The organism is Stenotrophomonas sp. NY11291 (genome assembly GCF_023277365.1).
GTDB classification, from domain to species: domain Bacteria; phylum Pseudomonadota; class Gammaproteobacteria; order Xanthomonadales; family Xanthomonadaceae; genus Stenotrophomonas; species Stenotrophomonas geniculata.
This window is the reverse complement of sequence record NZ_CP096975.1, coordinates 2,101,516-2,122,090: the sequence shown is the minus strand read 5'-3', so window position 1 is coordinate 2,122,090 and position 20,575 is coordinate 2,101,516. Positions and strand designations below refer to the sequence as shown.

The window sequence follows — 20,575 nt, the reverse complement described above, 5'->3', positions numbered from 1 at the left end:
AGACCGTCGCGGCGCCCTCCCCTGTGGATCGATCCAAACTAAAGCACAGCTGAACCATGCACGGCATGCGGCGGCGCAGCAACACCCGAGGGAATGCTGCCATCGGCTGCCGGCATCCAGAACAATCAAAGGGTTGCGAAACATCGCTGAGAGAATGGCGCACACGTCAATGACACGATCGCGACAATCGCGCGCGGAACTGTTTTGTCCGTGATGGCGTGTACGGTCGACAGCGCGTCGTTGTAGAGCCGAGCCCGCGCTCGGCTGCTGTTGTTCGCCGCGAAAAGCAGCCGAGCGTGGGCTCGGCTCTACAGAGAAGAAACGGGTTACCTTGCGCCGTCCAGCGCCTGCCGTAGGGCGGCCACGGTCGCGGTGCTGGTCTGGCTCCAGTCCGGATCCAGTCCGCGCAGGGCCGGATTCTGGAACTGCATGGCCGAGCGCCGCAGGCCTTTCGCCGAGGCGTGCAACTCGGCACAGCCGCTCCGTCGCGCGACGGCGGCGATATTGGCCGGGCCCAGTCCGGCGCCGGCCATCACCGTGATGCGCCCCGCCGACTGGGTGACCAGGCCCGCCAGCACCTCGGCACCGGCCTCGGCGCTGACCTGGCCGCCGGAGGTCAGCACGCGCTGGCAACCCAGTTCGATCACCTGCTCCAGTGCCGCCGGCAGATCGCGGGCGGCGTCGAAGGCGCGATGGAAGGTCACCTGCAACGGCCCGGCGGCCTGCATCAGTTCACGGCACAACGCCACGTCAACGCCGCCCTGCACGTCCAGTGCGCCGATCACCACGCCATCGCAGCCCAGCGCGCGGCACTGCGCGATGTCACGCAGCATCAGTTCGGTTTCCAGCGCGTCGTAGTGGAAGTCGCCCGGGCGCGGGCGCACCAGCACGAACAGCGGAATCGACAGGCGTTCGCGGGCAATCGCGATGGTGGCAAACGATGGCGTGGTGCCACCCTCGGCCAGGTTGTCGAACAGCTCGATGCGGTCGGCCCCGCCGGCCTGCGCCGCCAACGCCGAGGCCAGGGAGTTGCTGGCGATCTCCAGGGTCAGCCGCGTGCTCACGCCTGGGTGCTCGCATAGATCGACGGCGAATCGCGCAGGTCATCCTGGCGCTGCGCATCGCACACGGCGTAGACGAAGCCGCGATGCAACGCGTAGGCGCCCACCTCGCCCTGCTTGTTCATGGCCAGGAAGCACACCTGCAGGGTCTTGCTCGCCTCCGGCCGCTTGCGCACCACACGGTCGATTGCCTCGCGGCAGGCCTGGGCAGGCGAGCGCCCCTGGCGCATCAGCTCGACCACCAGGAACGAGGCGGCGTTGCGGATCATCTCCTCACCCACGCCAGAGGCGGTGGCCGCACCCACTTCGTTGTCGACATACAGGCCGGCACCGATGATCGGGCTGTCGCCCACGCGTCCGTGCAGTTTCCAGGCCATCCCACTGGTGGTGCAGGCACCGGCCAGATGGCCCTTGGCGTCCAGTGCCAGCATGCCGATGGTGTCGTGGTTGTCGCTGTTGCCGGGAATACCCCGGCGCTCGGCATTGATCTGTGGCTGGTACTTCTCGGTCTTCAGCCACTCGCGCCAGGCCGCTTCGGCCTGCGGCGTCAGCAGGTGCTTGCGCTCGAAACCCTGCTGCACCGCGAACTGCTGCGCGCCCTCGCCCACCAGCAAAACATGCGGGCTGTTTTCCATCACTTTGCGGGCTACCGACACCGGATGCAGGATGTCCACCAGCGCGGCCACCGCGCCACAACGGCCATCGCCATCCATGATGCTCGCGTCCAGGCTGAGCACGCCGTCGCGATCGGGGTTGCCGCAATGGCCGACGGTGGGGTTGCACAGCTCGCTCTCGGCCCAGCGTGCGCCCGCTTCCACCGCATCCAGCGCGCTGCCGCCCTGCGACAGCACCTTCCATGCGGCCTGGTTGGCCGGCACGCCGAAGTCCCAGGTCGAAACCACCTTGGCCCCACCCTGCGTGCGCGCCTGCACGCCCGGCAAAGCCGCCATGCCTGCGGCCAGTGCGCTGGCCTGCAGGAACTGCCTGCGATCCACCATCTTCCCCTCCCAGTCTGCAATGCACGGCCGGCCCGATGCCGGTCGTGCCGATCAGTCGTGCGTGGGCTGTCGTGCGGCGTGCCAGACCGCTGCACCGAGTACGCCCAGCTGGCCGTGCTCCACGCGCCATACCGGCACCTGGCGCAGCACCTCGGTCAGCACGCCCTTGTTGAGGAAGCGCTCACGGAAGCGGCCATCGGCCAGGAAATCCTGCACATGCGCGGAAATGCCTCCGGCCAGGTACACCGAGCGTGCACCGACGGCGATCGCTGCGTCGCCGGCCAGGCTGCCCAGCCAGGCGCAGAACACCTGCAGCGTCTCCACCGCCAGCAAGTCTTCACCGCTGCGGGCGGCACCGATCAGTGCTTCGGTACTGGTCCACACCGGGGTGACGCCGCGCAGCTCGCACAGGCACGGATACAGGTTCATCAGGCCACTACCGGACAGCACGCGCTCGTTGTCCACGTGCGCCCAGCGCTGCAGCAACTTGCCCAGCACCTGCAGTTCCAGCGCGTTGCCGGCGCCGAGCGCGGCGTGGCCGATCTCGCTGGCCAGCACCGGGCGCCCGCCATCGGCGAAACGCAGCGCGGCGCCCAGGCCGGTGCCCGCGCCCAGCACCAGCGCCGGGAACGCCTGTGCCGGATCGGCGTCGCCGTTCAGTGGCACCAGGGTTTCCGGCTGCAGGTACGGGATAGCCAGCGCCACCGCTTCGAAATCATTGATCAACTGCAGCTCATGCAGACCGGACTGCGCGCGGGTGGCCGACAGCGAGACCATCCACGGCAGGTTGGAATTGATCAGTACATCGCCATCGAGCAGGCCGGCGATGGCCACCACCGCGGCCTGCACTGGCTGGCCAAGGCCAGCGGTGAAATCAGCAAGGATCGCCGCCAGGCTGGGATGCTCGGCGCAGGCGTAGGTGCGATGGCTGCCCAGCAGCGGCGCCTGGCCGGGTTGGGTTCCAGCCAGCGCAAGGCGGGCGAAGGTGCCGCCGACATCGGCGACCACCAGACTGCGCGGAGGACCGCCGCGGGCGGAGTCGGAGGAAACCGGGGACGCTGCTGCGATGGTCACGCTGGCCTGCTTGGATCGATTGAATCGCCCCGATTCTCAGGCATCGGGGCGGCTTTGCCTAGCACGCCGATGATTCAGGTTGGCCTACATGCCTTCCTGTTCGGCCACCTGCACGCCATCCACCAGCACGCGCAGGCGCTGCGGGCGGAAGCCGGCAAACAGCAGCGGCCGGGTACGCTCGACCAGCACTTCGTGGCCTGCGATGTGGCGCAGCCACGACTGTACCAGCGAGAAGGAGAAGTGCGTGCCCGGATGCAGCGGGTGCTGCACCCAGACCTTCTCGGTGGCGCTCTGCAGCAGCATCGCGCCGGTGAACCAGTGGCGGCTGAGGGTCACCGGCGTGGTGCCGGCCATGAAGCGGATATCCATGCGGGGTCCTTTCGCTGGTGCCGTGATGCGGAGGTCAGGGCTCGGCAGTCTGCAGGCTGTAGCGGGTGGTGGCGGTGAACACCGCACCGTCAGGCTGGGTGGAGCGTACTTCGACCTTGTGACTGCCCACCGCCAGATCGGTCGGCAGCGCGCCACGCCACAGGTGCGGCGATGCGGTGGCCTCCGGCGAGCGGTCGTAGCCACGCAGGCTGTCAGCCAGATCGTCGGCCACGTTCTCCACCATCAGGCGCGGATCGGGCTGGCTGACCTGCTTCATCGGCTGCCAGGCGCCGCCATCGACGCGGTACTCGACCACGCTGGCATCCTCACCCATGTAGACGTTGGCATAGATGCCCCACGCCGGGTAGGCCCCCTGGCGGAGCACCTTCGGTGCGTGCAGGCCGATCTGCTCGCTGGCCGGCTTGCCGGCCACGCGGTACTGCAGTTTGTAGCTGCCATTGCCGGCCACGTCGAGCAATGCATAGCCCTTCGGCGTGCCATCGCTCATGGTGCTGTCCGGCACGCCGGCGGCATTCTTCACGCCCGACCAGAACGCGCCGCAGTTGGCACCCACGTTGTATTCGTGCAGCGGCTTGTCGCCGTTCCAGCCCTCGGCCTTGCCGTGGTAGACGTGCTGCTGGGTGTGGCTGTGGCCGCTCAGCACCAGCACGTTGCGGAAATCCTTCAACAGGTCGAACAGGCGCTGGCGGTCAGCATGGCGGAAGGTCTCGCGACCCGGTGCGGCGTCGAAAAGCGGAATGTGCATGCCCAGCACCAGCAGGCGGTCCTTGTGCAGGCCCTTCAGGTAGCTGGCGAGGAAGGCGAACTGGTCTTCGCGCAGGCCGCCGATGTACTTCGGCTTGGCCTTGGGGTCGTACACCACGTCGTCCAGGAACACGAAACTGGCGCCACCCTCCTCCACCGCGTAGGTATCCGGGCCGTAGATGTTGCGCCAGCTGTCCAGCGAGTGCTCATCGCTGGCGGCGTCGAAGTCGAGGTCGTGGTTGCCCGGCACATGGAACCACGGCACGCCAAGTTCGGTGGTGACCTTGTTGATCGCCGGATACAGGGTCAGGTCATCGTTGACGATGTCACCCAGGGTGGTGCCCATGCGCGCCCTGGTCTGGCCGACCAGCGGCGCCACGATCGACTGCTGGTAGTGGCCGATGTCCTTCAGGCTGGCGGTCTGCGAATCGGTGAACACCAGCATCTGGAAACCACGGCGGCTGTCATGGCGATCCGACTGCAGGGCGAAATCCCAGTTGCGGGTGGCGTCGCTGGTGGCGGCGATGCCGCCGTACTTCAGCGCCGGCGAACCGTTCGGACGGTAGTGGCGCCAGAACGAGGGCAGGCCATCGGCCGCCTTCGGGAAGGAATACGCATCGGGCTTGATCACGAACACGGTCTGGCCATCACGCACCGGCAGGCTGTAGCTGCCGTCGGCGGCGGTCTTGACGAGGGTCTCGCCGTTGGAGACCTGCACCCCGGCCAGGCCCGGATCGGTCGCACCGCGACCCGGCCGGCCGTCGCGTTCCAGATAGACCTTGCCGGTGACCACAGTGTCCGCGGCCCAGGCCGGCGAGGTCAGCAACAGGCAGCACAGCCAGGCGGCAGGCAGTTTCATGGGCGGTCCGGGAAAGAAGAAGACCCTGTATTGTAGAGCCGAGCCAAGCTCGGCTGCATTGCAAAGGTGGATGCGGACCGCTGGTCCGCACGCCTTCCTCAACGATGGCGCTTTTCCAGCACCGCCCGCGCATCCTCCAGCGACAAACCACGCGCGCGCAGCAGCACCAGCAGGTGGTACAGCAGGTCCGATGCCTCGCCCAGCAGCGCTTCATCGTCCTGCGCCACCGCCGCCAGGGCGGTCTCCACGCCCTCCTCGCCCACCTTCTGCGCGATGCGGCGGATGCCGCCCTCGAACAGGCTGGTGGTGTAGCTGCCCGGTGGCCGCTGTGCCTCGCGCATCGCCACCAGCTGGCCCAGCCCGCCCAGGAAGTCCTTCGGCGCCTGGTCGAAACAGCTCTCGGCGCCGGTATGGCAGGTCGGCCCGGCGGGACGTGCCATCACCAGCAACGTATCGGCATCGCAGTCGACGCTGATCGACTGCACCACCAGCACGTTGCCGGACTGCTCACCCTTGGTCCACAACCGTTGCTTGCTGCGGCTGAAGAAAGTCATGTGGCCGATGGCCAACGTGGCCGCCAGCGACTCTGCGCTGACATAGCCCAGCATCAGCACCTGCAGGGTATCGGCATCCTGCACCACCGCCGGCAGCAGGCCGTCGCCCTTGCCCCAGTCCAGCGCCTGCAACGCGTCCAAGGACGGCCTGATTTCAATAGACATCCCGCACCTCGATCTGCTGTCCGCGCAGGTAGCGCTTCAATTCCGGAATGGCGATGGCACCGCTGTGGAACACACTGGCCGCCAGCGCGCCGTCGACGTCGGCCTGGTCGAAGGCTTCGGCAAAGTGCTCCATCGCGCCGGCACCGCCAGAGGCGATCAACGGTACCTGGCACAGTGCCCGCGCCTGTTGCAGTTGCACGACATCGTAGCCACGGCGCACGCCATCGCTGTCCATGCAGTTCAGCACGATCTCACCGGCGCCCCGCCGTTGCGCCTCGACAATCCAGTCCAGGGTGCGCAGTGGCACCGCCTGGGTCTTGTCCGGGTCCCCGCTGAAGCGGCGCACCCGCCACTGTCCATCGGTCTCGCGTACCGAATCGACACCGACCACTACACACTGCACGCCGAACTCGTCGGCCAGTTCAGTGATCAGTTCCGGACGGCCCAACGCCGGCGAGTTGATCGACACCTTGTCGGCACCGGCGAACAGCACGCGACGCGCGGTTTCCACGCTGTCGATGCCACCGGCCACGCAGAACGGAATGTCGATCAGCCGCGCGATGCGCTCGATCCAGGCCACGTCCACCGAGCGCGCCTCGGGGCTGGCGCCGATGTCATAGAACACCAGCTCGTCGGCGCCCTGGTCACGGTAGCGCTGCGCCAGCTCGGCGATATCGCCCATGTCGACGTGGTCGCGGAAACGCACGCCCTTGACCACGCGGCCATCGCGCACGTCCAGGCACGGAATGATGCGCCGGCTCAACATGCCAGTGCCTCCGCCAGGTCCATGCGCTGCTCCAGCAGCGCCTTGCCAAGGATCGCGCCACCGCAGCCTGCACGTCGCGCTTCGGCAACGTCGGCCACGTCACGGATGCCGCCGGAAGCCTGCACCGCCACACCCGGCAGCAAGCCCGACAGGTGCTGGTAGAGGCCGATGTTGGGCCCGGCCAGCATGCCGTCGCGGGCGATGTCGGTGCACAGCAGGTGGCGCATGCCGGCGCGCGCGTAGCGCTGCGCCAGCTCATCCAGGGTTACCCCGGCGTTCTCGGTCCAGCCGTGCACCGGCAGCTGCCATTGGCCCTGCGCATCCTGACGAGCGTCCAGCGCAATGGTGATGCGATCGGCGCCGAATTCCTCCAGCCAGCCGACCACTTCATCGGGACGACGCACGGCCAGCGAACCGACCACCACGCGGCCCGCGCCGGCATCGAGGATGCGCGCTACATCGGCGCGGCCGCGCACGCCACCACCGGTCTGCACCTGCAGCGGCGTCTGCGCGCGGATCGACGACAGCAGCGGTGCCAGCGTGTAGCCACCGGCGCGTGCAGCGTCCAGGTCGACCAGATGCATCCACTGCGCACCTCGCGCGGCGAAGGCCTGCGCGCGTGGCAATGGATCGTCGCCATAGGTGGTTTCCTGCGCGTAGTCGCCCTGGCGCAGCCGCACCACGCGGCCATCGCGGATATCCAGCGCGGGGTAAACGATGAAACTCATGCAGCCGTGCCCTCGAGGAAGTTGCGCAGCATCAGCGAGCCGGTCTCGCCGGAGCGCTCGGGGTGGAACTGTGCGCCGTAGTAACGCCCCTGCTCCACCACGGCAGTGAACAGGCCACCGTGGTCGCAGGCAGCGACAGTGTGGGTATTGAGTGGTGCCGCATAGCTGTGCACGAAGTAGGCGCTGGCGCGCTCCGGCACACCGCGCAGCAGCAGCGATTCGCGCAGCGGCAGCAGCCGGTTCCAGCCCATGTGCGGCACACGGATGCCGCAGGCCGGCACCAGCTTGCGCACCACGCCGGGAATCAGCCCCAGTGTCTCCACACCCGCTTCCTCGGAGCGTTCGAACAGCAGCTGCATGCCGAGGCAGATACCCATCAGCGGCACCTCCAGTCGCTGCAGCGATTCCACCAGGCCCTGCGCGTGCAGGCGCTGCATGCCGGGACCGGCGGCGCCGACACCGGGCAGGATCACCCGCTGCGCGCCGATCAGGCCGTCCGCATCGCGCACCAGCCGCACCGTCGCACCCAGACGCTCCAATGCATAGCGCACCGAGCCCAGGTTGGCACCGCCGGCATCGATCAGCGCGACGTCGCTCACAACGCCCCCTTGGTGGAAGGCAGCGCGGTGCCCTGCCGGGCCAACGCCGGACGCAGCGCACGCGCCAGCGCCTTGAAGCAGGCCTCGACCTTGTGGTGATCGTTGTCGCCGCGCACCTGCAGGTTGAGGTTCAGGCCACTGGCGTCGCACAGCGAGCGGAAGAAGTGCGGCACCAGCTCGGTCGGCATATCGCCCACGCGCTCACGCTTGAACTCACCTTCGAACACGAAGTACGGCCGGCCGCTGAAATCCAGTGCCGCGCTGGCCAGCGTCTCGTCCATCGGCAGGGTGAAACCGTAGCGACCAATGCCGCGCTTGTCGCCCAGCGCCTCGCGCAGGGCCTGGCCCAATGCGAGCCCGGTGTCTTCGATGGTGTGGTGCTCGTCAATGTGCAGGTCACCCTCGGCCTGGATGTCCAGCGCGAAGCCACCATGCTTGCCGATCTGTTCAAGCATGTGGTCGAAGAACGGCAGGCCGGTGGAGATGCGTGCATCGCCGGCACGATCCAGGTCCAGCTCAACGCGGATCTTCGTTTCCTTAGTATTGCGCTGGACTACTGCGGTGCGTGGCGCGTCGGCCAGCGCGTGGGCGATGCCCGGCCAGTCCCACTCGCCACCGAACTGTTCGGTGCGCAGCTGGAAGCCACGGATGTTGAGGTTGTCGGCGAACTGCAGGTCGGTGATACGGTCCCCCACCATGCCCGAACGCGCCCAGTCGATGCTGCGGTCCTGCAGGTAGGCGGTCATCAGGCCGATGCCTGGCTTGCGCGTGGGCGCATTGTCCTGCGGCCAGCTGCAGTCGATCAGCACGTCACGGAAGGTGATGCCCTGGCTTTCGAAGATCTGCAGCATCAGCTCGTTGGGGCCATCGAAGCTGGCACGCGGGTAGCTGTCGCTGCCCAGGCCATCCTGATTGGTGACGATCACGAACTGGTAGCCGGCATCCCGCAGCTTCAGCAGCGCCGGGATCACCTGCGGCACGAAGCGCAGCTTCTCGTAGGCGTCGATCTGGAAATCGGACGGCTCCTCGATGAGGGTACCGTCGCGGTCGATGAACAGGATCGGGGTCATGCTGCGGCCCTCCGCGCCGACAGGGCCGCAAGCACGCGGTCATTCTCTTCGGGGCTGCCGATGCTGATGCGCAGCGCATCACCCAGCTGCGGCGCGGCGCGCTGGTCGCGCACCACCACGCCCGCAGCCAGCAGCGTATCGAACGCGGCCTGGGCATCGGCGAAGCGGACCAGCAGGTAGTTGCCGGACGAGCGGTACACGCGACGAACGCCAGGCAGGCCCGGCAGCGCCGTGAACAGGCGCTCGCGCTCGGCGATCACCGTGGTCACGCGCTCGGCGGTGCGTGCCAGCGCGGCCGGCTGCAGTGCCTGCACGGCCAGTTCCGCGCACGGCGTCGGCACCGGGTACGGCGCCTGGCAGCGACGCAGCAGGGCAATCAGCTCCGGGGCAGCGATCAGCGTGCCAATGCGGGCGGCCGCGAGCGCGTGCGCCTTCGACAGCGTGCGCAGCACCGCCAGATTGGCGTTCGCGACCAGCAACGTGGTCGCCGACGGCCGTTGTGCATACTCGACATAGGCCTCGTCCACCACGACCAGCGCCTGCCCGCGCAGCGCAACCGCCACGCGCTCGACCTCATCCAGGGCGATGTCACTGCCGGCCGGGTTCGACGGCGCACACAGGAACACCAGCTTGGCACCCTGCGCCTTGGCCGCGTCGATCACCGCATCCAGATCGGTGCGCAGTCCATCCTCGCCGTCCACCAGCGGCACTTCGATCAGCGGGGCGCCCTGCAACCGCGCACACACGGCGTACATGCCGAACACCGGCGGCGTGACCAGCACGCCATCACGACCGGGCACGCACAGCGCGCGCACCAGCAGATCGATCGCCTCGTCACTGCCCCGCCCGACCAGCAGCTGCTGCGGCTGCACGCCATACAGTGCGGCCAGGCCTTCACGCAGCGCCAGCGGTTGCGGTTCGGGATAGCGCCGGCTGCTGCCATCAGCATCGGCCGGATTGGCCCAGGCCGACTCATTGGCGTTCAACCAGACCTCGCCCTGCACCGCCGCGCTGCGCGCCGAGCTGTAGCCAGCGAACGCCTGCAGATCCGGGCGCACCAGTGCCAGCACGTCATCAATGGCGGCGCTCATGCGGCGGCCTCCATGCGCAGGGCAACCGCACGTTCGTGCGCGTCCAGGCCTTCAGCGCTGGCGATGATGCGTGCGCAGCCACCGATTGCGGCCAGGCCGGCGGCGCTGGCGCTCTGCACGCTGATCAGGTTCTGGAAGCTGGCCACGCTCACGCCGCTGTAGGCACGTGCGGCACCCGCGGTGGGCAGCACGTGGTTGGTGCCGCTGCAGTAGTCGCCCAGTGCTTCGGGGGTGAAGTCCCCCAGGAACACCGAGCCGGCCGCCTGCACCTGGTCCAGCCACGCGCGCGGGTCGCGCAGGGCCAGGATCAGGTGCTCGGGCGCATAGCGGTTGCTGATCGCGAAGGCTTCCTCCAGCGAATCGACCTGGATCAGGCGCGAGGCCGACAGCGCCTGGCGTGCGATCTGCTGGCGCGGCAGCAGGGCCACCTGGCGCTCCACTTCCGCCTCGGCCGCCGCCAGCATCGCGGCATCGTCGGTCAACAGCAGCACCTGTGAATCCGGGCCGTGCTCGGCCTGCGACAGCAGGTCGGCGGCGACGAACGCCGGATTGGCGCCCGCATCGGCAATCACCAGCACTTCCGACGGACCGGCCGGCATATCGATGGCGGCGGCGCCATCCTGCGCGACCTGCTGCTTGGCTTCGGTGACGAAGCTGTTGCCGGGCCCGAACAGCTTGTCGCAGGCCGGAACGCTGGCGGTGCCATAGGCCATCGCGGCGATCGCCTGCGCGCCGCCCAACTTGAACACGCGCTGCACGCCGGTCAGGCGCGCGGCTACCAGCACTGCCGGATCGGCGCTGCCGTCGGCGCGCGGCGGCGTGCACAGCACCACCTGCGGGCAACCGGCCAACTGCGCCGGAACGCCCAGCATCAACGCAGTGGACGGCAATGGCGCGCTGCCAGCAGGTACGTACAGGCCCACCCGGCCGATCGGGCGCAGCATGCGTTCGCAGACCACGCCCGGCGCGGTTTCAACTGCATAGCCTTTACCCATGCCGGCGGCGTGGAAGCGCGCGATGCGCTCGGCGGCGTCCACCATCGCCTGGCGCAGTTCGGCGGGCACGGCCGCTTCAGCAGCGGCGAATTCGGCTTCGGAAACTTCAAGCGAGGCCAGCTCGACACCATCGAAGCGCGCGGTGATCGCACGCAGCGCATCGTCGCCCTGTGCACGCACCTGCGCGATCAGGGCCGCCACGACATCGCGGGTCTGCTGCGCCACGGTCTGCACCGGGCGGGTCAATGCCGCGCTGCGCGCAGCCTCATCAAGTCGGAACCAGATCAGACGGTTCATGCCAGCGACCGCTCCACGCTCAACACCATCAGGCCCTGCGCACCCGCGCGCTCAAGTTCCTCCATGCGCTGCCAGCTCAACGGCCCGGGGCACATGGTCTGCAGGCGCAGCGCGCCGCCATCGGCCGGCAGCCGCACCAGCGGCTCGGCATCGGCCAGCAGCTGCGCCAGCGCGTCGACGCGATCTTCGCTGGCACGGAACATCAGCAGCTTGCGGTCCTGGCGCTGCACCACGCCGTCGAGACGGCGCAGCAGCATCGCCCGCAGCGACGCGCGTGCGTCATCCGGCACCCGCACCGCGCCCGCCAGCACCGCCTCGCTGTCGAGCAGGTTGTGCACCGGGGTCAACTGGTTGGCGCGCAGCGTGGCGCCGCTGGAGACCAGGTCGCAGATCAGGTCTGCGGTACCGAGGCGTGGCGCGATCTCCACCGAACCGGACAGCTCGACCACCTGTGCATCCACGCCCTGCTCATCCAGCCACTGCTTGAGGATGGCCGGATAGCTGGTGGCGATGCGGGTGCCGGCCAGCTGCGCCGGGCCCTGCCACTGCCATTCCTCAGGCACCGCCAGCATCAGCCGACACTGGCCGAAGCCCAGCCCGCGCAGCGCCTGGTAGGCATCGGGCAGGCCGATCTGACGGCGGGCCGCGGCCTGTTCATCCAGCTCGTTGCGGCCGACGATGCCGAGGTCGCAGACGCCGTCGGCGATCAGGCCCGGGATGTCGTCATCGCGCACCAGCAGCAGGTCCACCGGCAGCGATTCGCCGTAGCAGAACAGCTTGTCGCGGCTTTCGCGCCAGCTCAGGCCGCAGGCACTGAGCAGGTTGCGAGCGGGCTCGGCCAGCCGGCCACTCTTCTGGATGGCGATACGCAACCGGTCTCGTGCCGGCGCTGCCTGGGTTGCACTCATGGGGGAGGTCTCGAAGTTCGGAACGGGGCGCGGGTCAGCGCGAAGCAAGGCGGTCGATGGCGGCGGCATAGCCTCGATGGCCATGCTCGAGCGTGCGTGCCACCCGTCCGGTGGTGGTCACGCTGACGCCGGTGCGCTCGTGGATCTCGCGGTACGGCACACCCTGCTGCAGCAGCGGCACCACCTTCCAGCGGTCGGCCATGGCTTCCAGTTCGGCGGGGGTGCACAGGTCGCGCAGGAAGGCCGCCACTTCGTCGGGGGCGCGCAGGGCGGCAAAGGCCTGGGCCAGTGCGTCCAGGTCGGCCTGCGGGTCTTTGGCGGCAATGTCGGGGCGGGCTTTCACGGGGCGGATCTCTTGCGTCAATGTAATAGCGCGTTAGTACATTAGCGCATTCTTGCGCGGTGCGTCAAATCGAGGGTTGGGGGGGATACGGCATGGCTGCGCCCTGCACCCGCAGAAACAAAAGCCAGTGCAACAGCAAAGGCCTGCATTCCGTGGGATGGCGGGGAGGGTCCGGTGGCAGGGGGCGCCGTAAACCCGTCCATGGGGGCTTGGTCGCGGCATCCATGCCGCTCACACCCCTGCCACCGGACCCTCCCCGCCTTCGACAGTTGGCTGCGATCTGGCGGATCTCGCTGGAAAGCTGATCGGAACCGGCTTTTATCGAGTCGAGCCATGCTCGACTGCTCTTTCCCATAAACGCAGAACGCCCACCAAAGGTGGGCGTTCTACTTTGAAATCAATACGCTGGCGACGCTCAGGGCTGGCAGTGGACCTTCGCCTGCAGCGCACCGCGCCGCAGGCATTCGCCGAACAGGCTGCCCTGTCGGCTGGGATGAGACTGCAGGTTCTGCAGCCTCCCTGCCCCGCGCGGGCACGTCCGCGTGGCCAGGGCCTGCAGATCCTGCTCAAGCTGCGCCCGGTCGATCACATGGCAGCGATCAACCACCAGCTGGTACTGGGCCGGGCCGATCCGGGTGCTGCGCAGCGCCGGATCACTCTGGCAACCCGCCAGCAGGAGCAGCGTCAGCGCCCCTGCGGCGGCACGCTTCACGCCATGACCCGCGACTGCTCCAGCTCCACCTGCAGGGTGCTGGCCAGCTCGTCGCGGGAGACTTCGAACTGCTGCTCGCGCAACAGGTCCTTCACCGCCACCACGCCGCGCGCCAGCTCGTCCTCACCGGCCAGCACCACGAAGCGGATGCCGGCCTTGGCGGCGTACTGGAACTGCTTGCCGATCTTCTTCGGTTCCATTTGCACTTCGGTATTGATGCCACCGGCGCGCAGGCGGCGCGCGATGTCCAGCGACTGCGGCATACCCTGCTCGTCCATCAGCGCCACCAGCGCCTGCACGCTGCTGGCTTCGATGCCGTCGATCAGGCCCGCTTCGCGCAGCTGCCAGAACAGGCGCGACAGGCCGATGGAAATGCCCACGCCCGGCAGCTTCGACTTGCTGTAGTGGCTGGCCAGGTCTTCGTAGCGGCCGCCCGAGCAGATCGAGCCGATCTGCGGGTGATCGGTCAGCGTGGTCTCGTAGACGGTGCCGGTGTAGTAGTCCAGGCCGCGCGCAATAGAGAAGTTCAGGCAGTACGCGGTTTCCGGCACGCCCAGCGCCTGCACCAGCTGCAGTACTTCGCGCAGTTCGGCAACACCGGTACGCAGGATCTCCGAAGAACCGGCGTCGGCTTCAAGCGTGGCCAGCTGCGCCAGCGCATCGGCATGACCCTGCGAACGCACGGCCACGAAGGCCAGGATCTTCTCGAGCTGCTCGGCCGGAATCTCGAAGCCCTCGCCCACCAGCGTCTCGCGCACGTAATCGGCACCGCGCTTGTCCAGCTTGTCCACTTCGCGCAGTACCGCCAGCTGGCGCTCGCCTTCGGCCACGCCCAAGCTTTCGAAGAAGCCGCGCATCAGCTTGCGGTTGTTCAGCTGGATGCTGAAGTCACCGATGCGCAGTTCCGAGAACACCGCGTGGATGACCGCCAGCACTTCGGCGTCGTAACGCACGCTCAGGCTGTCCTTGCCGATCACGTCGATGTCGCACTGGTAGAACTCGCGGAAACGGCCGCGCTGGGCACGCTCGCCACGGTACACGCGCTGCATCTGGTAGCGACGGAACGGGAAGGTCAGTTCGTGCTCGTGCTCGGCCACATAGCGCGCCAGCGGCACGGTCAGGTCGAAGCGCAGCGCCATTTCCGGCAGCGAACGGTCACCCGATTCGGCGGCGTTGGCCAGCGCACCGGTGGACTGCACGAAATACACCTGGCGCTCGGTCTCGCCGCCGGACTTGGTCAGCAGCACGTCGGACAGCTCGAACACCGGCGTCTCCACCGGCAGGAACCCGAAGCGCTCGTAGTTGCGGCGGATCACGTCCAGCATGCGCTGGAACGCAATCTGCTCGCGCGGCAGCAGTTCAAGGGTGCCGGGCGGGGTACGGGGCTTGATCACGGGCGGAACTCCTGCTGGAACGGGACGTGGGAGGGGGCGACATTCTAGCGCCCCCGCCTCGGGCAGGGTCGAACGGCCGCTTGAAGTATCATAAGGCCCTCCCTCGCCCGCGATACGCCCCCGCAACATGTCCCGGCCTTCCGGCGCTCCGCCCGCCACCAACGATCCCGCCTCGCCGTCCTGCGCCACGCTGGACTGCCTGCACTGCTCGGTTCGCCACCTTGCGGTGTGCTCGGCGCTGTCGCCCGATGAAGTGCAGGCGCTGGAACAGGTCACCGTATCGCAGCAGGTCAGCATGGGCAGCACGCTGGCCCGCACCGGTGAAGAGCGCGACCATGTCTATACATTGACCGGCGGCGCACTGCGCCTGGTGCGCACCCTGGCCGACGGCCGCCGCCAGATCAACGGCTTCGTGCTGCCCGGCGACTACCTGGGCCTGAGCGGCAGCGACCACCACCGCTACGACATCGAGGCCATCGCCGACAGCCGGGTATGCCGCGTTGCGCTGCCACAGATGAAGGCGTTGCGCAGCCGCTTCCCGCACCTGGAGCGCAAGCTGCTGCAGCGCGCCTGCCAGGAACTGGATGCCGCACAGGATGCTGCGCTGGCACTCGCACGCCTGCAGCCTGCCGAAAAACTGGCCGATTTCCTGCTGCGCCTGGCTGCACGCGAGGCCAAGCTGGGTGGCGACGGCCTGCGCGTGTCGCTGCCAATGGGCCGCGGCGACATCGCCGACCACCTGGGCCTGACCATGGAAACGGTCAGCCGCACCTTCACCAAGCTGCGCCAGCAGGGGCTGATTGCCCTGCCCCACCTGAACGTGGTGGAGATCCTCGACGAGGACGGGCTACGCACGCTGGCGGGTGAAGGGTTGATCTGAGGGTTTCGCAGTTCATGGGGTTGCCGGCCAGCGGCCGGCACTACCCGTGTTGCGCGAAGCGCATTGTAGAGTCGAGCCATGCTCGACTCATCGCGCCGTGCGCGAACAACAGCCGAGCATGGCTCGGCTCTACATGGGAGCCAACACCTCACGCAACGCCGCGTAATCGGCGGCCAAAGGTTCGGCGTGCGCCGGCCGCTGCAACAACGCATCCAATGCAGGCGGCACGGCCACGGGTTCGCCGATCAACGGTTCGACCACAGCCTCGAACTTGGCCGGATGGGCGGTAGCCACCACCGCCCAGTCACCCTTGGCACCACGCGCGCGCAGGTCCTGCAGCACCTTCACCGCCGTCGCAGTGTGCGGGCAGAACAGTTCGCCACTGCTGGCATACGCTGCGGCAATCGTGGCGCGGATGGTCACGTCGTCCACCGCGAACGCACGGAACGCAGCGCGCAGCTCGGCATCATCTCCGTGGTAAAGCCAGCGCAGGCGTTCGAAGTTGCTTGGCGCCCCAACGTCCATTGCATTGGCCACGGTGGCCACACTGGCCTGCGGCTGGTAGTCGCCGCCGCTGAAGTACGCTGGCAGTACCACATTGGCATTGGTGGCCAGCACGATCTGTCCGATCGGCACGCCCAGCGCACGCGCCAGCACCGCAGCCATTGCGTTGCCAAGATTGCCGGTCGGCACCACCAGGTTGAGCCGGCGACGGGTTTCAGCATGATGGGTCAGTGCCGCATGCGCGTAGTAGCTCATTTGCGGCAGCAGGCGGCCCAGGCTGATGCTGTTGGCCGAGCTCAGCGGCACCTGTGCCTGCAGTTCGCGGTCAGCCAGCGCCTGCTTGACCATGGCCTGGCAGTCGTCGAAGGCACCGGCCACGCGCAGCGCCTGGATGTTGTCGCCGAAACAACCGAGCTGGTGCGCCTGGCGCGGTGACACGCGGCCATCCGGATACAGTACCACCACGCGCACGCCGGGCTGGCGATGGAAGGCCGCAGCAACGGCGGCACCGGTATCGCCGGAGGTGGCGACAACAATGGTCAGGTCGCGGTCCTTACCGGCCTGCAGCCGCGACAGCGTTCCGGCCAGGAAGCGCGCACCGATATCCTTGAACGCCGCCGTCGGCCCATGGAACAGCTCCAGCACATGGTCGCCGTCGCCGAGTGCACGCAGTGGCACCGGGAAGTCGAACGCCTCGCGGCAGATCGAAGGCAGCGCTGCCTCCAGAGCATCACCTGCGAAGAACGGTGCCAGCAGATCGGCGGCGGTATCGGCCAGCGTTGCGCCGGCCTGCAGCTCACGTGGCGCCGGCAGCACCTGCGGAACATACAGCCCACCATCGGGCGCCAATCCTGCAGCGATCGCCGCACTGAGGCCGACGGCCGGGGACTGGCCGCGGGTCGAAACAAATTGCATGGGTTGGGTATCCAGTAAAGGGGAAGGATTCAGCACAAGCGGGCTCCCGGTGCATCCAGCGGCGACACCCAGGCATCGCTGTCGAAACCGGCGGCGGCGAATGCCGCCTGCACCGGTGCGGCAGCGGCGCGGGCCTGGTCGGCGTCCTCGAACCAGGCGAACACGCTGGGGCCAGCGCCCGAAATGCCCGCGCCCATCGCATGCGCAGACAGCGCCGCATCGCGGGCGGCCTCGAAGCCCGCAATCAGGCCGGCGCGGCGAGGCTCCACCAGCACATCGCGCAGGCCTGCGCGGACCAGCGCGGCGTCGCTGCGATGGCAGCCACTGAGTACCAGCGCAAGGTTCGCACTCTGTGCCACGAATTCACCCAGCGCATAGCTGCCCTGCAGCGCCTGGCGTGCGCGGCGTGTTTCCAGGACCGCGTGCGGATGCACCAGCAGGCTGTGCCAGGTAGCCGGTACCGGAATCGGCAGCAGGCGGTCGGCCGTGCACAGTGCAAGCCCGCCCAGCAGCAATGGCCCCACGTTGTCACCGTGACGGCCACCACTGGCCACCGCCTCGCCATCCAGCGCAAATGGATACAGCGCCTCGCGCGTCAGCGGCGCATCCAGCAGTGCATTGGCGGCGACCAGCGCAGCGACGCACGACGCTGCCGAGCCGCCCATGCCGGAACCGAATGGAATGCCCTTGTCAATCTCCACCGCGAATCCGAAGTCCAGGGCCAGCCCTGCGCGAAGCGACATCAGCGCAGCACCTGCGGTGTTTCCAGCCGCATCCAGTGGCAGCTCGACCGCACTGCCACGTATCGCATCGATGCGCACCACCGGCTCATCGATGCGGCGCACGCTCACGGTATCGCCAACTCCGGCAATGGCATGACCAAGAATGTCGAAGCCCACCGCCACGTTGGCCACCGAGGCAGGCGCGAACGCACGTGCGATCACAGGCGCGCTCCTTCGCCGGCGGCCACCCGCAGCAGGTCGGCGAACACGCCCGCGGCGGTCACTTCCGGTCCGGCGCCGGGCCCCTGCACCACCAGCGGGTTGTCGCAGTATCGACGGGTGCGGAACTGCACCACGTTGTCGGTCAGCCGCAGGTTGGCGAAGGCGTGATCGGCGGGCAGTTCCTGCAGGCCCACCGAGGCGCCGTCGGCACCTAGCTGCGCCACGTAGCGCAGCACCGCGCCACGCGCCCGCGCGTCCTGCAGGCGCTGAAGCAGGCTGGCATCGGACTCGCCCAGCCGCGCCATGAAGTCATCCACGCTGCCGTCGCGTAGCAGCGCCGGCACCAAGCTTTCCACCTGTACCTGTTCCAGGCTCAGTGCGTGGCCGGCTTCGCGGGCAAGGATCACCAGCTTGCGCGCCACGTCCACACCGGACAGATCATCACGCGGGTCCGGTTCGGTGTAGCCCATCGACCGCGCCTGCGCCACCAACTGCGAGAACGGCTGGCTGCCGTCGAAACGATTGAACAGCCAGGCCAGCGTGCCGGAGAAAATGCCTTCAATCGCCAGCACCTCGTCGCCCGTATCAACCAGATCACGCAGCGTGGTGATCACCGGCAGGCCTGCACCCACCGTAGCCTCGTAGCGGAAGCGTGCGCCACTTGCCGCCGCCGCGGCGCGGATGCGCTGGTAGCGCGGCAGCGGCCCGGCCCCGGCCTGCTTGTTCGGGGTGACCACATGGATGCCGGCCGCCAGCCAGCCCTCGTAGCGCTCGGCCACCTCGGCGCTGCCGCTGCAGTCGATCACCACCGCATGCGGCAGGTGCGCGGCCAGCAGGTGTTCGGTGAAGCGATCCAGATCGCTGCACTCGCCGGCGTCCTGCAGAGCCTCCCGCCAGTCGGCGTGCAGGCCGTCCACTTCCAACCGCATGCGCGAGCGTGAGGCCAGTGCACGCAGGCGCAGGTCGACATTGGCCTTGGCCAGCAGCTGCGGGCGGGCCGCCAGCAGCTGGTCCAGCAGTGCGGCACCGACATTGCCCGGCCCGATCACACCCACCGCGAAGGTCTGCGGCGACAGCCAGAAACCGGCATGCGCCGCGCGCAGCGCACGGGTCGCATCGGCGCTGTCCACCGCCACCGAGATGTTGCGTTCGGACGAACCCTGTGCGATCGCCAGGATGTTCACCTGCGCACGCCCCAGTGCCTCGAACAGGCGTGCGGCCACACCCGGCTGGCCGGCCATGCCGTCACCCACCGCCGCCAGTACGCTGACGCCCTCACTGACCTGCACGCGCTGCACCTGACCGACCGACAACTCGTGCGCGAACGCGTGCAGCAGCGCCTCGCGGCCACGCGCCGCTTCAGCAGCACGCACCACGCAGCAGATCGAATGCTCCGACGAACCCTGCGAGATCATCACCACCGACACCTGTGCCTGGCGCAGGGCCGCGAACACGCGCTCGGCCGTACCGGGTACACCGATCAGGCCGGTGCCTTCCAGGTTCAGCAGGGCCAGCCCGGGGCTCAGGGTCAGGCCCTTCACTGGCCCGCGTGGCGAGCGCTCGGCACTGATGCGCGTACCCGGATGCGCCGGCTGGAACGTGTTGCGGATGAAGATCGGCAGGCCCAGGCGGATCGCCGGCGACATCGTCTGCGGATGCACCACCTTGGCACCGAAGTAGGCCAGTTCGCAGGCTTCGTCGTAGCTCAGCGATTCCAGCTGCACGGCTTCAGGCACCAGCCGCGGGTCGGCCGACAGCACGCCGTCAACATCGGTCCAGATGTGCAGTTCATCGGCGTTGAACAGCGCGGCGAAGATCGCGCCGGAGTAATCGCTGCCGTTGCGGCCGAGGGTGGTGATACGGTCATCGCGATCACGCGCGACGAATCCGGTGGCAACCAGGCGCGATTGCGGGTGCTGCAGACGCCACTTGGCCAGGCGGTCGGCACTGGCTTCCCAGTCGACATCCACGCCCAGTTCACCGTGCCCGACCACCAGCACATCACGCGCATCGAGCACCGCACACTCTTCGCCCAACGCCCGCAGGTGGGTGCCAAGCAGCTGCGCGGAGAACACTTCGCCCAGGCCCTGCACGCGGTCCAGGACCTCGCGCGGCAGTTCACCGATCACCGCCAGCGCGGCCAGCACTTCGGCCAGCTGATCAAAGCGGGCGTCGATCCATTCGACCGTCTCGCCCACCTGCTCGCCCAACAGCGCCACGGCAGCGCCGCGATGTCGCGCGCGCAGCGCATGCCAGGCTTCACGCCAGCTTTCATCACCCTTGGCCGCCAGTTGGGCCAGCTCGATCAGCGCGTCGGTGACGCCCTTCATCGCCGAGACGACAGTGACCTGCAGCGATTCGGGACGGGCCAGCAGCAGGCCGGCAACATGGCGGTAACGTTCGGCATCGGCCACCGAGGTGCCACCGAACTTGTGCACGACAATGGACGGTGCAGCCAGGTCGTCCGGGGCAACGGGATGAGCGGGGGCGTGGGAAGACATGCAGACCTCGGTAGGAGGCCCCGTCGCATGCAGGTGTCGAGTTTCCCCGCCACCTGTATGGTGCGGGGCCGTGGTTTTCGGGA

At 68.2% G+C, this 20,575-nt stretch carries 20 protein-coding genes; 1 reads left to right on the top strand and 19 read right to left on the bottom strand.

The window, feature by feature from the left end:
• Positions 1-326 precede the first annotated feature (326 nt).
• From M1L61_RS10030 to hisS, 16 genes are all read right to left on the bottom strand, one after another.
• Positions 327-1,064, bottom strand: coding sequence for a copper homeostasis protein CutC (locus tag M1L61_RS10030; protein ID WP_241888308.1), 738 nt, complete (start codon positions 1,062-1,064; stop codon positions 327-329).
• Positions 1,061-2,059, bottom strand: a complete 999-nt coding sequence (locus tag M1L61_RS10025) for a N(4)-(beta-N-acetylglucosaminyl)-L-asparaginase (protein ID WP_248854679.1) — start codon at positions 2,057-2,059, stop codon at positions 1,061-1,063. Before M1L61_RS10025 ends, M1L61_RS10030 begins: the two co-directional genes overlap by 4 nt.
• A 51-nt stretch (positions 2,060-2,110) precedes the next feature.
• Complete coding sequence (locus tag M1L61_RS10020; RefSeq protein WP_248854678.1) at positions 2,111-3,133, bottom strand: glucokinase; 1,023 nt, start codon at positions 3,131-3,133, stop codon at positions 2,111-2,113.
• 84 nt (positions 3,134-3,217) lie between these two features.
• Positions 3,218-3,502 (bottom strand): hypothetical protein, encoded by a 285-nt coding sequence (locus M1L61_RS10015; protein WP_005409434.1) that lies wholly within the window; start codon positions 3,500-3,502, stop codon positions 3,218-3,220.
• A gap of 34 nt (positions 3,503-3,536) precedes the next feature.
• Positions 3,537-5,126, bottom strand: coding sequence for a calcineurin-like phosphoesterase family protein (locus M1L61_RS10010; RefSeq protein WP_248854677.1), 1,590 nt, complete (start codon positions 5,124-5,126; stop codon positions 3,537-3,539).
• 98 nt (positions 5,127-5,224) lie between these two features.
• Complete coding sequence (gene hisIE, locus M1L61_RS10005) at positions 5,225-5,845, bottom strand: bifunctional phosphoribosyl-AMP cyclohydrolase/phosphoribosyl-ATP diphosphatase HisIE (protein ID WP_049436248.1); 621 nt, start codon at positions 5,843-5,845, stop codon at positions 5,225-5,227.
• On the bottom strand, positions 5,835-6,611 hold the full coding sequence (gene hisF, locus M1L61_RS10000) for an imidazole glycerol phosphate synthase subunit HisF (protein ID WP_012480036.1): 777 nt from the start codon (positions 6,609-6,611) through the stop codon (positions 5,835-5,837). The genes hisIE and hisF overlap by 11 nt, the downstream gene beginning before the upstream one ends.
• Entirely contained in the window at positions 6,605-7,339 is a 735-nt protein-coding gene (gene hisA / locus M1L61_RS09995) for a 1-(5-phosphoribosyl)-5-[(5-phosphoribosylamino)methylideneamino]imidazole-4-carboxamide isomerase (RefSeq protein ID WP_126560908.1), read from the bottom strand. The genes hisF and hisA overlap by 7 nt, the downstream gene beginning before the upstream one ends.
• Complete coding sequence (gene hisH / locus M1L61_RS09990) at positions 7,336-7,938, bottom strand: imidazole glycerol phosphate synthase subunit HisH (protein ID WP_012480034.1); 603 nt, start codon at positions 7,936-7,938, stop codon at positions 7,336-7,338. The genes hisA and hisH overlap by 4 nt, the downstream gene beginning before the upstream one ends.
• The gene (hisB, locus tag M1L61_RS09985) at positions 7,935-9,008 is read right to left on the bottom strand and encodes a bifunctional histidinol-phosphatase/imidazoleglycerol-phosphate dehydratase HisB (RefSeq protein ID WP_159360073.1); all 1,074 of its coding nucleotides are present in this window, start codon (positions 9,006-9,008) and stop codon (positions 7,935-7,937) included. Before hisB ends, hisH begins: the two co-directional genes overlap by 4 nt.
• Positions 9,005-10,099, bottom strand: a complete 1,095-nt coding sequence (gene hisC / locus M1L61_RS09980) for a histidinol-phosphate transaminase (RefSeq protein ID WP_241888313.1) — start codon at positions 10,097-10,099, stop codon at positions 9,005-9,007. Before hisC ends, hisB begins: the two co-directional genes overlap by 4 nt.
• Positions 10,096-11,391 (bottom strand): histidinol dehydrogenase, encoded by a 1,296-nt coding sequence (gene hisD, locus M1L61_RS09975; protein ID WP_248854676.1) that lies wholly within the window; start codon positions 11,389-11,391, stop codon positions 10,096-10,098. The genes hisC and hisD overlap by 4 nt, the downstream gene beginning before the upstream one ends.
• Entirely contained in the window at positions 11,388-12,299 is a 912-nt protein-coding gene (hisG, locus tag M1L61_RS09970) for an ATP phosphoribosyltransferase (RefSeq protein ID WP_019338500.1), read from the bottom strand. Before hisG ends, hisD begins: the two co-directional genes overlap by 4 nt.
• 34 nt (positions 12,300-12,333) lie before the next feature.
• Positions 12,334-12,642 carry a YerC/YecD family TrpR-related protein gene (locus M1L61_RS09965; RefSeq protein ID WP_108754790.1) on the bottom strand — a complete coding sequence of 103 codons (309 nt, stop codon included), beginning with the start codon at positions 12,640-12,642 and terminating at the stop codon, positions 12,334-12,336.
• Positions 12,643-13,057: 415 nt separating this feature from the next.
• A complete protein-coding gene (locus M1L61_RS09960) occupies positions 13,058-13,354 on the bottom strand; it encodes a hypothetical protein (protein WP_043397206.1) in 297 nt (98 codons plus the stop codon).
• Entirely contained in the window at positions 13,351-14,748 is a 1,398-nt protein-coding gene (gene hisS / locus M1L61_RS09955) for a histidine--tRNA ligase (RefSeq protein ID WP_248854675.1), read from the bottom strand. Before hisS ends, M1L61_RS09960 begins: the two co-directional genes overlap by 4 nt.
• Before the next feature lie 127 nt (positions 14,749-14,875).
• On the opposite strand from hisS, the gene M1L61_RS09950 reads away from it, so the two are divergent.
• The gene (locus M1L61_RS09950) at positions 14,876-15,628 is read left to right on the top strand and encodes a helix-turn-helix domain-containing protein (protein ID WP_043397202.1); all 753 of its coding nucleotides are present in this window, start codon (positions 14,876-14,878) and stop codon (positions 15,626-15,628) included.
• Positions 15,629-15,757: 129 nt separating this feature from the next.
• Here the strand turns inward: M1L61_RS09950 and thrC are convergent, their stop codons facing one another.
• The 3 genes from thrC to thrA are packed head-to-tail and all read right to left on the bottom strand — an operon-like array spanning position 15,758 to position 20,492.
• The gene (gene thrC / locus M1L61_RS09945) at positions 15,758-17,047 is read right to left on the bottom strand and encodes a threonine synthase (protein ID WP_241885952.1); all 1,290 of its coding nucleotides are present in this window, start codon (positions 17,045-17,047) and stop codon (positions 15,758-15,760) included.
• 29 nt (positions 17,048-17,076) lie between these two features.
• Entirely contained in the window at positions 17,077-17,991 is a 915-nt protein-coding gene (locus tag M1L61_RS09940) for a homoserine kinase (protein WP_043397198.1), read from the bottom strand.
• Positions 17,988-20,492: a bifunctional aspartate kinase/homoserine dehydrogenase I gene (gene thrA, locus M1L61_RS09935; protein WP_043397196.1), complete on the bottom strand. Its 2,505-nt coding sequence runs from the start codon at positions 20,490-20,492 to the stop codon at positions 17,988-17,990. The genes M1L61_RS09940 and thrA overlap by 4 nt, the downstream gene beginning before the upstream one ends.
• Positions 20,493-20,575 lie beyond the last annotated feature (83 nt).